Annotated in this window: 16 protein-coding genes and 1 tRNA gene; 14 read left to right on the top strand and 3 right to left on the bottom strand. The window is 67.0% G+C overall.

The window, feature by feature from the left end:
- Positions 1–185: 185 nt before the first annotated feature.
- The 6 genes from WC555_RS08585 (at position 186) to WC555_RS08560 (ending at position 4,230) form a co-directional block, all read left to right on the top strand.
- Positions 186–443 carry a hypothetical protein gene (locus tag WC555_RS08585; protein ID WP_373252880.1) on the top strand — a complete coding sequence of 86 codons (258 nt, stop codon included), beginning with the start codon at positions 186–188 and terminating at the stop codon, positions 441–443.
- Positions 444–490: 47 nt separating this feature from the next.
- The gene (locus WC555_RS08580) at positions 491–1,363 is read left to right on the top strand and encodes an AAA family ATPase (RefSeq protein WP_373252879.1); all 873 of its coding nucleotides are present in this window, start codon (positions 491–493) and stop codon (positions 1,361–1,363) included.
- 99 nt (positions 1,364–1,462) lie between these two features.
- Positions 1,463–2,398 carry a methyltransferase type 11 gene (locus WC555_RS08575; protein WP_373252877.1) on the top strand — a complete coding sequence of 312 codons (936 nt, stop codon included), beginning with the start codon at positions 1,463–1,465 and terminating at the stop codon, positions 2,396–2,398.
- Positions 2,399–2,517: 119 nt separating this feature from the next.
- On the top strand, positions 2,518–3,111 hold the full coding sequence (locus WC555_RS08570; RefSeq protein ID WP_373252887.1) for a YfbR-like 5'-deoxynucleotidase: 594 nt from the start codon (positions 2,518–2,520) through the stop codon (positions 3,109–3,111).
- A 2-nt stretch (positions 3,112–3,113) separates the two neighbouring features.
- Entirely contained in the window at positions 3,114–4,055 is a 942-nt protein-coding gene (locus WC555_RS08565) for an NAD regulator (protein WP_373252876.1), read from the top strand.
- A gap of 85 nt (positions 4,056–4,140) precedes the next feature.
- A tRNA-Ser gene (locus WC555_RS08560) sits at positions 4,141–4,230 on the top strand.
- Positions 4,231–4,277: 47 nt separating this feature from the next.
- Here the strand turns inward: WC555_RS08560 and WC555_RS08555 are convergent.
- Positions 4,278–4,514 (bottom strand): lysozyme inhibitor LprI family protein, encoded by a 237-nt coding sequence (locus WC555_RS08555; RefSeq protein ID WP_373252886.1) that lies wholly within the window; start codon positions 4,512–4,514, stop codon positions 4,278–4,280.
- Positions 4,515–4,546: 32 nt separating this feature from the next.
- Here WC555_RS08555 and WC555_RS08550 point away from each other — a divergent pair, with 32 nt between their 5' ends.
- On the top strand, positions 4,547–4,717 hold the full coding sequence (locus WC555_RS08550; protein ID WP_373252874.1) for a hypothetical protein: 171 nt from the start codon (positions 4,547–4,549) through the stop codon (positions 4,715–4,717).
- A gap of 60 nt (positions 4,718–4,777) precedes the next feature.
- Here the strand turns inward: WC555_RS08550 and WC555_RS08545 are convergent, their stop codons facing one another.
- The gene (locus WC555_RS08545; protein WP_373252873.1) at positions 4,778–5,752 is read right to left on the bottom strand and encodes a sodium-dependent bicarbonate transport family permease; all 975 of its coding nucleotides are present in this window, start codon (positions 5,750–5,752) and stop codon (positions 4,778–4,780) included.
- Positions 5,753–5,850: 98 nt separating this feature from the next.
- On the opposite strand from WC555_RS08545, the gene WC555_RS08540 reads away from it, so the two are divergent.
- From WC555_RS08540 to WC555_RS08510, 7 genes are all read left to right on the top strand, one after another.
- A complete protein-coding gene (locus WC555_RS08540) occupies positions 5,851–6,720 on the top strand; it encodes a LysR substrate-binding domain-containing protein (RefSeq protein ID WP_373252872.1) in 870 nt (289 codons plus the stop codon).
- A 209-nt stretch (positions 6,721–6,929) separates the two neighbouring features.
- Positions 6,930–7,115: a DUF465 domain-containing protein gene (locus WC555_RS08535; RefSeq protein ID WP_373252870.1), complete on the top strand. Its 186-nt coding sequence runs from the start codon at positions 6,930–6,932 to the stop codon at positions 7,113–7,115.
- A 99-nt stretch (positions 7,116–7,214) separates the two neighbouring features.
- Positions 7,215–7,685 (top strand): TerB family tellurite resistance protein, encoded by a 471-nt coding sequence (locus WC555_RS08530; RefSeq protein WP_373252868.1) that lies wholly within the window; start codon positions 7,215–7,217, stop codon positions 7,683–7,685.
- 211 nt (positions 7,686–7,896) lie between these two features.
- Positions 7,897–8,883: a TerC family protein gene (locus tag WC555_RS08525; protein WP_373252866.1), complete on the top strand. Its 987-nt coding sequence runs from the start codon at positions 7,897–7,899 to the stop codon at positions 8,881–8,883.
- Positions 8,884–8,904: 21 nt separating this feature from the next.
- On the top strand, positions 8,905–9,474 hold the full coding sequence (locus tag WC555_RS08520; RefSeq protein WP_373252865.1) for a carbonic anhydrase: 570 nt from the start codon (positions 8,905–8,907) through the stop codon (positions 9,472–9,474).
- Positions 9,475–9,878: 404 nt separating this feature from the next.
- Positions 9,879–10,625 carry a Bax inhibitor-1/YccA family protein gene (locus WC555_RS08515; protein WP_373252864.1) on the top strand — a complete coding sequence of 249 codons (747 nt, stop codon included), beginning with the start codon at positions 9,879–9,881 and terminating at the stop codon, positions 10,623–10,625.
- Positions 10,626–10,651: 26 nt separating this feature from the next.
- Positions 10,652–10,927: a zf-TFIIB domain-containing protein gene (locus WC555_RS08510; RefSeq protein WP_373252862.1), complete on the top strand. Its 276-nt coding sequence runs from the start codon at positions 10,652–10,654 to the stop codon at positions 10,925–10,927.
- Positions 10,928–11,266: 339 nt separating this feature from the next.
- On the opposite strand, the gene WC555_RS08505 is transcribed toward WC555_RS08510, so the two are convergent.
- On the bottom strand, positions 11,267–11,788 hold the full coding sequence (locus WC555_RS08505) for a hypothetical protein (protein WP_373252860.1): 522 nt from the start codon (positions 11,786–11,788) through the stop codon (positions 11,267–11,269).
- Between the last annotated feature and the right edge of the window lie 140 nt (positions 11,789–11,928).

Raw genomic sequence — 11,928 nt, 5'->3', positions numbered from 1 at the left:
GGCCGGCGGCCGGCGGGCGCGTGGAAAACGACGACGCGGGGCGGCTGTCTCGTCGAAACGGTAACTACTCAAACGCACCGGGCGAGCCCGGTCGCCCCGCGCCCTCCCCGACCTCTTCCGCGGAAACGCCGAAGAGCGATGACGCACGTCTGCTGTTCTCCCCTGCCTGATCGAAAGGACTCCCCATGACCCGCCGCAGCAAATCACCCCGGGTGACTGACCGCGACCTTATCCGGGCGCTTCAGCTCATTCGCCTCAAGGGCCTTCCCTCCGGCGAATACCAACCCCTCTCGAACCGCGAGGAGATGTATCTGCGCCTCATCCGCGCCGGCTTGCCGGCGGACATCGAGGATTTCGTCCTCTCACAGCCGCTGTTCCAGCTCGAGGCCATGGAACGGCGCTCGGATGCCGAAGGCGATGCCGAACAACATGATCGTTGTTAACCCGCCCCGCCTTCGCTAACCCGGAACAAACCCCAGCCGGAACCGCCATGCCCCGCTCGACCGATCGCTTCGAAGGCACGTCCAACTATATCGCCACCGACGACCTCAGGATCGCGGTCAACGCCGCCGTAGCCCTCGAACGCCCGCTGCTGATCAAGGGCGAGCCCGGCACCGGCAAGACGGTTCTCGCCTATGAGATCGCGCGGGCCATGAACGCGCCCCTCATCACCTGGCACATCAAGTCGACGACCAAGGCCCACAACGGCCTGTACGAATACGACGCCGTCAGCCGCCTCCGCGACAGTCAGCTGGGCGAGGCCCGCGTCCACGACGTGCGCAACTACCTGAAGCCCGGCAAGCTGTGGGAGGCCTTCACCGCCCCGAACCGCCCCGTCCTGCTGATCGACGAGATCGACAAGGCCGACATCGAATTCCCCAACGACCTGCTGCAGGAACTCGACCGCATGGAGTTCTACGTCCAGGAGACGGACGAGACGATCCGCGCCGAGGTCCGCCCCATCGTCATCATCACCTCCAACAACGAGAAGGAGCTGCCCGACGCCTTCCTGCGCCGCTGCTTCTTCCACTACATCCGCTTCCCGGACGACGAGACGATGAAGGCCATCGTCGAGGTCCACTTCCCCGGCATCAAGCCGCGCCTCGTCTCGGAAGCGCTGAAGACCTTCTACGAAATCCGCGACACCCCGGGCCTGAAGAAGAAGCCGTCGACGTCGGAACTGCTCGACTGGCTCAAGCTGCTGCTGGTCGACGACATCGACCCCGCCACCCTGCGCGAAAAGTCGCCCAACAGGCTGATCCCGCCCCTCCACGGCGCCCTGCTGAAGAACGAACAGGACGTCCACCTGTTCGAACGCCTCGCCTTCCTCGGCCGCCGCGAAGGCGCGCGGCCCGGCGGCTGAACACATCAGGGGGCCGGTTTGAACACCCGCCTTACCGCGATTTCACTGGATTATCGGCCCCGCGCGCGCAGGATGAGATCACGTACAGGATACCCGACGATGCTTCTTCGTCCCTTTCTCTTTCCCGCCCTCTGCGTCCTGGCGCTGACCTCGGCCTGCGACGGCGACAACTCCGTGCGCATCTCCTCGACCCGCACCGAGAACAATGACGCCAAGGGCGTGCTCAAGGTTGTCGAGGCCCTGCAATGCCCCCGGACCATGGGCTCCCTGACCCGCAAGGGCTCGGCCCAGAACGGCGGCAAGGTCTGCACCTACGTCGGGCCCAAGGGGGCCGAGGTCAGCCTCCATCTGGTCGCCCTGGACGGCGCGACCCCGGCCGAGGCGCTGAAGAGCTTCGAGGATCGCCTGTCCGGCTCTCTCCCCGCCGCCGTCGCCGAACTGCGGGCTTCGGCCGAGGCTGAAAAGGCCCGGGGCGCCGCCGACGCCGCCCGGGCCGCCGCCGATACGGCCGCCGTCGCCGCTGACGCCGCCGCGGGATCGGCCGACCAGGCCGCCGCCCGGGCCGATCGCGCCGCCGCCTCCGCCGACCGGGCCAGCGTCCGCGCCCCCGGCGTCAGGATCGAGGCCAATGGCGACGACGCCGTCGTTCGCCTGCCGGGCATGCACATTGAAACCAAGGGCGATCAGGCCAGCGTCCGCATCGGCGGGCTCCATATCAACGCCAACGACAGCGACGGCTCGACCCGCGTCACCAGCGCTTCTTCGGCCAGCGGCGGGCGCGGCGACAGCGTCAGCGTCAACGCCCTCAACAACGCCGCCGAGATCCGCACCAGCGCCGGCGGCGAGGCTACCCGCGCCAGCTGGATCCTGACCGACAACCGCGACCAGGAATCGGGCTGGGGTCTGGTCGGCTATGAAGCCCGCGGCCCCGTCGGCGGCCCGCTGGTCGTCGCCACCGTCCGCTCCAAGGACACCAACCGCAACCGCGCCTTCGAGGACGCCAGGGACCTCGTCACCCTCAACGTCGGCGAATAAACCCCTACGGTCTTGATCGCATCGCCGCGATGCGTCACCAACCCTGCCCACGACAGCAGGATGAGATCTTGGCCGCCAAGCCCCGCCCTTCCGCGAAACCGCCGCGCGCCTGGCAGCGCATGCTGTCGGGTCGCCGCCTCGACCTTCTGGACCCCTCGCCCTTCGACATCGAGATCGAGGACATCGCCCACGGCCTCGCCCGCGTCGCCCGCTGGAACGGCCAGACGGTCGGCGAACACGCCTTCTCCGTCGCCCAGCACTCCTGCGTCGTCGAGGAGATCGCCGTCCACATCAAACCCGGGCTCGCGCCGAAATGGCGCCTCGCCGCCCTGCTCCACGACGCCTCCGAATACGTCATCGGCGACATGATCTCGCCCTTCAAGGCGGCGCTGGGCGTCAACTACAAGGCCTTCGAGGCCCGGCTGGAAGGGGCCATCCACCTCCGCTTCGGCCTGCCGCCGAAGAACCCGGTCGAGATCAAGACCCTGATCAAGAAGGCTGACGTCGCCTGCGCCTATTTCGAAGCCACCCAGCTGGCCGGCTTCAGCAGGAAGGAGGGCCTGTCCCTCTTCGGCGCCCCGCCTCCCGGCTACGACCTGGTCATCGACCCCCTGCCCGCCCCCGTGGCCCAGCAGCGCTATCTCGAACGCTACCGCGTCCTCGCCGAGGCGACCGGCATCGTCCCCGCCCCCGACGCCTGGCACACGGAATAGCCATGGCGGGTCCGGGCGAGCAGGGCGTCCGCATCGGCCTCTCGGCCGTCGTCATCGCGCTCCGCGACCGCCAGGCCTGCGTCCTGACCACCACGGGCGAGGATGGCGCCGCCGCCCTGCCCTTCGGCCCCTTCGACCCCGCCCGCGACCGCACCTTCGAGCGGGCCCTGCGCGACTTCGTCACCGCCCAGACCGGCTTCCGCCTCGGCTTCGTCGAACAGCTCTACACCTTCGGCGACCTCGGCCGGGCCAGTCCCCGCGCCACCCCCGGCCCGGAACAGCATCGCGAGGTCTCGGTCGGCTATCTCGCCCTCACCGCTGACGCCGCCGACGCTCCCCAGGCCGAGGCTCGCTGGACCCCCGTGCTCGAAATTTTCCCGTGGGAAGACCGCCGCGACGGCGCTCCCGCCTGCGTCGGCCTCCTGATCGCCGAACTGACCGCCTGGGCCGAGGCCGATCCCCGCCGTCAGGCCCGCGTCGAGACCCTTTTCGCCACCACCCCCGCCCAGCGCTGGAACGAGGGCCGCGTCCTCGACCGCTACGAACTGCTCTACGAAGCCGGCCTGGTCGCCGAGGCCGCCCGCGACCAGGACCGCCCCGTTCCCGCCGCCGCCCCCGGCCGCGCCATGGCCTCCGACCACCGCCGCATCGTCGCCACCGGCCTCGGCCGCCTGCGCAGCAAGCTGAAGTACCGGCCCGTCCTCTTCGACCTGATGCCCGCGACCTTCACCCTGTCCGAGCTGCAGACCGCGGCCGAGGCCGTATCCGGCCTGTCGCTGCACAAGCAGAATTTCCGCCGCGGCGTCGAACGCACCGGCCTGGTCCAGCCCACGGGCCGCCTGTCCGCCGCCACGGGCGGCCGTCCGGCCGAACTGTTCCGGGTCATCGACGGCGACCTGTCGACCGGCGAGGCCCTGGGTCTGCCGCTGCCCGCGCAGCGCTGACGCGATTTCTCAACCGGCCGCTTGCGGCGCGGCCCGGTCCCCATTAGAGAAGCCGCTCGCTCGACCAAGCGTCCTACGGCCCCGCGGAGAGGTGGCAGAGTGGTCGAATGTACCGCACTCGAAATGCGGCGTGCCTTTGCGGGCACCGTGGGTTCGAATCCCACCCTCTCCGCCACTTTCCTCAAATGCAATGAAATCAGGCCCTCGGTGGCCCCCGGTGCGTCAGTGTATCACTCGATGTTGCACCGCTTTTTTATCCGCACCGGCTTTGCCTGTCGGCGTTGATTGCCGCCAACTGGCGGTTCTCTCATTGGTGAGGATCGTCGATCCCAAAGCTTGGATTAGAGGGAGAATAGAGCCGCCCTCATACTCGCCGGCGACAAAGCTCGAATGCCGGTCACGATACTCAAGCCACGCCGCCTGGGCTTCGTCGAGCTCATGCTGCTGGCGGTCATCCAGACGTTCGGTACAGCCACTTCTACGAAGAGGATATGGAACGCGAGCAGCGCATGGGCGACATGATCGGCGCCGTGCTTCCCGATGACAAGATCCGCAGGACGCCCGGGTTCAACATGAAGCGGTGGCGCGAACACCAGGAGGCGTGGAGCAAGATCAAGCTGGTCCAGAAGAAGGACGGCGCTCGCCCCTGGGGGCCCTCATGATCAGCTTTGCGCCAGAACCCGTCATTTGCGCATCGCCAAAAACACGACAAATCACCGGAGCTATCGCCACAGCCAGACTGCGGAGGCGGTGTAGAGGGCGATGCCAAGGGTGAGATTGAAAGGGAAAGTTATCGCCAGGGACGCCGTCACAAATACACCGGCGTCCGCTTTGGGAGCGGCCAGCCGCATGGCGGCGGGAACGGCGATGTAGGAGGCCGAACCTGCGAGAATGGTCAGGAGAGCGGCATTGCCCGCCTCCAGTCCGGCGAGACGCGCCAGACCCAGCGCCACGCCCGCCGAGAGCAACGGAAAGCCGAGGGCGAAACCGATAACGCCCGGCGTCAGCTTTCGTCCGCCTTCCATCAGCCGGCGGGCGGCGACCAGGCCGATGTCGAGGAGGAAGAAGCACAGGGCGCCCTGGAACAGCGGCCCGACAAACAGATCCAGCCGGGCCATGCCGGCCTCGCCGGAGATCAGCCCGACCAGGAAGCTGCCGAGCAGCATCACGGAGGCCGCGCCGACGAACACCTCCCGCAGGATCGTCCTTCGCCGCCCCGGCTCGCCACGACACGCGCCGTTCAGCAGGACAAGGGCCGTCAGGATGGCCGGGGTCTCCATCAGGGCGAGCACGGCCGCCATGTAGCCGCCGGAGGGAAGACCGACGGCCTCAAGATGCTGCTGACCGGCGGCGAAGGTCACCACCGAAACGGACCCGTAGGTCGCCGCCAGCGCGCACAGGGTGGGGCGATCGAGTCTCGGGATGCGCTTCAGGATCAAGAATGCGACGAGCGGCATGAGGGCGCTGAGGGCGATCCCGATGGCCCCCGCCGCCAGGAAATCCCCGTTGAGCCCGGCCGCGCGAGCCTCCACCCCGCCTTTGAAGCCGATGCAAAGCATCAGGTAGAGTGAGAGGGCCTTGGCGACCGGCTCGGGAATGGCGAGGTCCGAGCGCGCGAACGCGGCCGCCGCGCCGACAAAGAAGAACAGGATGGCCGGCGACGTCAGAAGCGTCAGGCTGGTGGAGAAGTCAGGCATGCGTCAACCGGTCTCGCTGGAGGTGGGTCGGAGTGACCTCGACCAGGGCGGCGATCCAGTTTATTGATCTAATGCAGGTTATAACGGACGCTAATGACATGGCTGATCGACTGGTCAACCTGGACATCGACCTGTTGCGCGCCTTCGTGACGGTCGTCGAGACCGGCAGCTTCACGCGCACGGCGGCCTTGCTGGGTCGGACCCAGCCGGCCGTCAGCCTGCAGATCCGCCGGCTCGAGGATCAGTTGCGATCCCCGCTGTTCGATCGCGGGGGCAAGGGCGTCGGTCTGACGACGGAGGGCGCCGCGCTGCTGCCGCAGGCGCGCAGGCTGTTGCGGCTGAACGACGAGATCGTATCGACTCTGGGAGACGGGGATCTGGAGGGCGAGGTTCGGTTCGGCGCTCCGGAGGACATCGCGACCATGCATCTCCCCGGAATCCTGGGAGCGTTCGCGCGCAGCCATCCCCGCATCAAGCTGTCGGTGACCTGCGACTACACCGCCAACCTGCTGGACCAGATGTCGCGGGGCATGCTGGATCTGGCGCTGATCAAGCGCGAACCGGTCGGGCCCGAACTGGGCGTTCGGGTCTGGAGTGAGCCCCTGGTCTGGGTGGCGCTCGACGCCTCGATCATCGAGGGGGGGTCGCTGCCGCTGATCATCGCGCCGGCGCCGGACATCTATCGGAAACGCGCCCTGGGCGCGCTCGCGGACGCAGGCGTCCCCTTTCGCGCGGCCTTCACCTCGCCGAGCCTCGCCGGGCAGATGGCGGCCCTGCGCGCAGGCCTCGGCGTCGGCGTTCTTCCCGCCGCCATGGCGCCCCGTGACCTCGCCGTGCTGGGCGCGCCCCTCCCCACCCTTGCCGACAGCGAGATCGCCCTGGTTTCCGCCCGGGGCGCCGGCGGGCCAGCCGGCCTGCTTGCGCAAGAGGTCTTGCGAGCGCTGGAACGCGGTCCCATGCCGGCATGACGCTCGCTTATGGCGCGTATCAACACATCTGATTGGCGGCCGACAGGCGTCAAAGGCATTCTGACTCAGCGGCCCGGGCCCCTCTGACGATCACTGTGATCGTGATGTCGGACCGCATCGGGTGCGCTCGATGACGGGTCCGGATTGTTGTCCCCTTCGAACGGACGGTCTCTGCGTCGAGCGCTCCCCTTCCGGGAAGGAGTGGCTCCATGTCTATCGTGTTGGCGCGCCGGTTGCGGGGATTGCACACCCTGCTGGAGATGGCGCTGAAGGATGAGCGGGCGCGCCCGCGCCCGGACGACCGCACCGTCGCTGGGATCAAGAAGAAGAAGCTGGTCATCAAGGACCGGCTCGCGGGCTTTGACGGTCGCCAGACGTCGTCGGCGTCGCACTAGCGCCGGAAGGGTCGGCGGCTTCCCCCTGCACGCCGACCCGATCGTTCAATCACACCCACACGTCATCGCTGCCTGGCCGGCGATGCGAAGCGAGACTCGATGCCCAGAACAAGCAAAATCCAGCGAAGACGACTTCCGGTCGATCCGCATGATGTCTGGACCCTGGGCGACGTCGCCCAGATGGACGCGGTCGTCGCGGCCTGCGCTCTGGTCGCCCAGGCCGACGGCTGGGTCACCGCCCAGGAACGCAGGCGGATGATCGACCGGATGAGTCAGTCGCCGAGCATCCGCTTCTTCGGACTGCATGAGGTGACGGTCGGTTTCGAGGCCCTGAACATGCGGTTTGACCGGGATATGGAGGACGGTGAGGCTGCGGCGGAAGCTGCGATCGCTGTCCTCCGTGGTCAGCCGGGACCTTCGCATCTGCTGATCGAAACGGCGTGTTCGGTCGCGGAAGCGGACGGGGGTTTCGACGCCGAGGAGCGTGAGGTCATTCTGCGTCTCTGCCGGCTGCTGGACCTCGATCCCGCGCGCTACGACCTGATCTCCGGCGCGGGTGGGCGGCGATGAGGATCAGCCCGAGTTCGGCGCCGATCGCCCAGGGCCTGGCGGTTCAGCTTTCGCAGATGACATGCCGCGTCGCTGCACATCGGAGTTCGCCGACGACCCGCCCCGTGGAGCCCCCGGGTGCGATCACTGACGACACGGTCACCCGCCGACCCAGCCGGCACACCTTTGACATCCGCGTCTGATCGCCGGACCAAACTGGAACTCTGAATCAATGGAATTTCTCACCCAGGACGTCCTGACCAAGCCGGTCTGGATGTGGGCGACCTTTCTGACGCTCGTCATCGTCCTTCTCGCGCTCGACCTCGGCGTCCTGCACAGGAAGCACCGCGAGATCGGCGTGCGTGAAAGCCTGCTGATGTCGCTCGGCTATCTGACCCTCGGCCTCGGCTTCGGCGGCTGGGTCTGGTTCAGCCTCGGCCAGCAGGCGGGGATCGAATACCTCACCGGCTTCGTGGTCGAGAAGTCCCTGGCGATCGACAACATCTTCGTCATCGCCATGATTTTCACCTACTTCGCCATTCCGAGGCTCTACCAGCACAGGGTCCTGTTCTGGGGCATCCTGGGCGTCATCGTTCTGCGGGCCGTCATGATCGCCGGCGGGGCGGCCCTGGTGTCGGAGTTCCCGTGGGTGCTCTACATCTTCGCCCTGTTCCTCGTGGCGACCGGGGTCAAGATGATCGCCATGTCCGGCAAGACGCATGACCTTGCCGCCAATCCGCTGCTCCGGTTTCTCAAACGGCGTCTACGGGTCACCGAACAGCTGCACGGCGAACGGTTCTTCGTACGGTTGCCCCATCCAAAGACGGGGCGGATCGCGACTTTCGCGACGCCGGTCTTCCTCGCCCTGGTTCTGATCGAGGTGGCCGACGTGATCTTCGCGGTCGATTCGGTCCCGGCGATCTTCGCGATCACGACCGATCCTTACATCATCTACACCTCGAACATCTTCGCCATCCTGGGGCTCCGGGCGCTGTATTTCGCGCTGGCGGCCATCCTGCCGCGCTTCGCCTATCTCAAATACGCCCTTGCGCTCCTGCTCATCTTCATCGGCTCGAAGATCTTCATCTCCGATTTGATGGGCTGGGAGAAGTTTCCGGCAGACGTCTCGCTCGGAATCACCTTCGCCATCCTCGCGGTTGGCATTCTCTGGTCGGTATGGCGCACCCGTTCCGCCCCGCCCGACGCAGCGGCGCCATGATGCCGGACCGACGATCCGTTGATGGCGGGCTACCAGCGTTTTCGCGCATCGGTCTGGCCGGGCCAGGCGCAACGGTATGCCCAACTCGCCCGGCGACGCCAGCAACCGGCCACAGCCGTGATCGCCTGCTCCGACGCCCGGATCGATCCGCAGACGATCTTCGACGCCGGGCCGGGCGAGTTGTTCGTCATCCGCAATGTGGCGGGGCTGGTCCCGGAGTATGCGCCGGACGGAGGATGTCACGGGACCAGCGCGGCGCTCGAATATGCGGTGAAGATCCTCAAGGTCCGACGCCTCGTCCTGCTCGGGCATGCGCGCTGCGACGGCATTCACGCGATGATCCATGGCCCCCTGCGAAACGCCCCCGATTTCCTGGGGCCGTGGGTGGACATCGCCGAGCCGGTGATGTGGCCCATGCCCGAGCAGGGCTCCGGCGAGGCGTTCGAGGCGGCGATCGAGGACGCCGTGCTCCGACAGTCGCGGACGAACCTGAGGACGTTCCCGTGGATACGGGAGGCCGAAAAGGCCGGACATCTGTCGCTGTCGGTCTGGAAGTTCAGCATTGCCTCGGGCGAGCTGGCGGCCGTCTAGCCGGATCCATTGTCGATGCTTATCGCCCGAATGAGCACAACTCATTGGTCTGGCGCGAGGGGCGCATTCAATGTGAATGAGCGGCCCGGGCCCCTCTGACGATCACTGTGATCGTGATGTCGGTCCGCATCGGGTGCGCTCGATGCCGGGGTCCAGTCCATCCAAAGTCCCCAGGCCCGGCAAAGAGCGCACCCTTTCGAAAGAGGAGAGGCTCAATGGCGACCAGACCCAGCCGTCAGCTCAGGCGATACAGCACCCTTGTGGCGCCGGGCTTGATGACCGCGTTCTCGTCGCTGGTGAGGGCCATGCGGTCTGCCCGCGCCAGGTCACGGCGCGCCCGCTGACCCTGCGGCGGCTGCCTTTTCCCTTAGACCCTTCATCCGGATCCCGAGGCCCATCCCAAAATGACCAGGTTCGAAACCACCCTCCGCGATCGTCCCGCTATCCGGCCCGACATGTCAGTCGACGCCGGACTGCGCGCCTTCATGCTCGGCGTCTACAACAAGATGGGTCTCGGCCTCGTGGTTTCCGCGGGTTTGGCCTGGGCGACCGCTTCGGTGGCGCCGGTCCGCGACATCCTGTTCGTCGTCGCAGACGGGCGCCTGACCGGCTATACGCCGCTAGGCATGGGGCTGGCCTTCGCGCCGCTGGTTGTCCTGCTCGGCTCCGCCTTCCTGGTGCGCAGCGCCTCGCCCCGGATGGCGAGCCTGCTCTACTGGTCCGTCGTGGCGCTGATCGGCGCGTCGCTCGGCGCGACGGCGCTCCGCTACACGGGCGAGAGCCTGGCCTCGACGTTTCTGGTCACGGCCTCAGCCTTCGGCGCGCTCAGCCTCTACGGATACACGACCAGACGGGACCTGAGCGGGATCGGGACCTTCCTGATCATGGGCGTGATCGGTCTCATCATCGCCGGCGTGGTCAACCTGTTCCTGCAGTCCTCGACACTGATGCTGGCCATCAGCGGCGTCGGCGTTCTGATCTTCGCGGGCCTGACCGCCCATGACACCCAGCGCCTGAAACTGACCTATCACCAGCTCGGCGGCGACAATGCCGCCACGGCCTCCGCCACGAGCTTCGGCGCGCTGAGCCTGTATCTCGATTTCATCAACCTGTTCCAGTTCCTGCTCGTCTTCCTCGGCCAGCGTCGCTGACACATCACCCGCCTCCGGAGATATGAATGCCCCTTCTGCTCTGCCCCAACGACAACGCTTCCATGACGACCGTCAGCCGCAGCGGCGTCGAGTTCGACATGTGCCCGGTCTGTCGGGGCGTCTGGCTTGATCGCGGCGAACTGGAAAAGCTGATCGAGGACGGAGGCGGCCAGGGCGGTCCATCGCCCGCGCCGACGGCTTACGCTACCCGCGACTTCCGTCGGGATCGCGACGACGACTACGGCCGCGACGAGGGCTACCGCAGGAAGAAGCGCCGCGACATCTTCGATATTTTTGATTGAGCGGGCTGACACGACACCTGCCGCAGTCCGAGCGTCCCCGGGGGCGTTTAAGCGAAATCCAGGTCCCGAGCGGCTCGGTGCGGCGCCGAACTCTCCTGTCTTGAGGACCAGAAATGCCGATGCGCGATTTTCTCCTTCAGATCGACACCTACACCGGCCCCCTGGCCGTCAGCCGCCGTCAACTTCCCTGAGGCGGCTTCGGCGCCTCAGGCGCCGAAAGGGCGCCGGCGTTCGCCGTGTCCCCGCCGATGGTCGCTTTATGCGAATTCACGTCCATCGGGCCGGGAGAGAACGGCAGGGCACGGCCGGCGCCCCTGACGGCGGTCAGGCCAGACCTGACTATTCCCACTTGCCCCATTCATGGGAAAGATCGATCGAGACGTGAAGCAGGGTCTCCCCCAGTTTGACCATCAAGCATGATTTGATGGCGGCGGCCGCCGCAGCCGGGGCCCCGCTGCCGCCCGTCACGATCGCCGCAATGGCCGCCGCGATCGCCCCCTGCTTCAGGCAGTCCTCCACGGCGGACCTGATGTCCACGTCGGTCCTGGTCGTAACGCGAAGGGTCGCCATCACGTAGAACCATTGATACTCGATCTTCCACCCGATGCAGGTCCAGCCGCCGGGATATTTGAATTTCTTGACGCATTTCTTGCGGACGTGGGGGGGAGTGGTCGGGTCCTTCGTCTTCAGAAGCGCCCGTTCGTACAAAACGCCGGTCGCGGCCCTCGAAGGGTCGAAGTGGTGCAGAACACCCGTTCCCCACCAGGCCTCGTCCGGGCCGGCTCTTTCGCCGGAAGGCGGTGCAGGCGGAATGTTGTCTCCCAGATAGAGCAGGCCGTCGAACTCTGTTTCCTCGGTCATGGTCGTTCTCCGCGTGGTCTGTCGGCAAGGCGCTACGCCCGCCGGCCGCCACGTCGGAAGACTGCGCCGGCCCCGACTCCGCCACGCGTGACGGCCGTCACGCTTCGGTTGTGCCTAACGCCGGTCTCTGGCAGCGTGTC

It is taken from the genome of Brevundimonas sp., assembly GCF_041648615.1.
Lineage (GTDB): Bacteria > Pseudomonadota > Alphaproteobacteria > Caulobacterales > Caulobacteraceae > Brevundimonas.
Note: the sequence above shows the minus strand (reverse complement) of the source record. Positions and strands in the feature narration are given on the sequence as shown.

Coding starts and splice junctions, on each gene's coding strand:
- WC555_RS08585 (WP_373252880.1), top strand. CDS start 186: ATGACCCGCCGCAGCAAATCACCCCGGGTGACTGACCGCGACCTTATC.
- WC555_RS08580 (WP_373252879.1), top strand. CDS start 491: ATGCCCCGCTCGACCGATCGCTTCGAAGGCACGTCCAACTATATCGCC.
- WC555_RS08575 (WP_373252877.1), top strand. CDS start 1,463: ATGCTTCTTCGTCCCTTTCTCTTTCCCGCCCTCTGCGTCCTGGCGCTG.
- WC555_RS08570 (WP_373252887.1), top strand. CDS start 2,518: ATGCTGTCGGGTCGCCGCCTCGACCTTCTGGACCCCTCGCCCTTCGAC.
- WC555_RS08565 (WP_373252876.1), top strand. CDS start 3,114: ATGGCGGGTCCGGGCGAGCAGGGCGTCCGCATCGGCCTCTCGGCCGTC.
- WC555_RS08550 (WP_373252874.1), top strand. CDS start 4,547: ATGGAACGCGAGCAGCGCATGGGCGACATGATCGGCGCCGTGCTTCCC.
- WC555_RS08545 (WP_373252873.1), bottom strand. CDS start 5,752: ATGCCTGACTTCTCCACCAGCCTGACGCTTCTGACGTCGCCGGCCATC.
- WC555_RS08540 (WP_373252872.1), top strand. CDS start 5,851: ATGGCTGATCGACTGGTCAACCTGGACATCGACCTGTTGCGCGCCTTC.
- WC555_RS08535 (WP_373252870.1), top strand. CDS start 6,930: ATGTCTATCGTGTTGGCGCGCCGGTTGCGGGGATTGCACACCCTGCTG.
- WC555_RS08530 (WP_373252868.1), top strand. CDS start 7,215: ATGCCCAGAACAAGCAAAATCCAGCGAAGACGACTTCCGGTCGATCCG.
- WC555_RS08525 (WP_373252866.1), top strand. CDS start 7,897: ATGGAATTTCTCACCCAGGACGTCCTGACCAAGCCGGTCTGGATGTGG.
- WC555_RS08520 (WP_373252865.1), top strand. CDS start 8,905: ATGGCGGGCTACCAGCGTTTTCGCGCATCGGTCTGGCCGGGCCAGGCG.
- WC555_RS08515 (WP_373252864.1), top strand. CDS start 9,879: ATGACCAGGTTCGAAACCACCCTCCGCGATCGTCCCGCTATCCGGCCC.
- WC555_RS08510 (WP_373252862.1), top strand. CDS start 10,652: ATGCCCCTTCTGCTCTGCCCCAACGACAACGCTTCCATGACGACCGTC.
- WC555_RS08505 (WP_373252860.1), bottom strand. CDS start 11,788: ATGACCGAGGAAACAGAGTTCGACGGCCTGCTCTATCTGGGAGACAAC.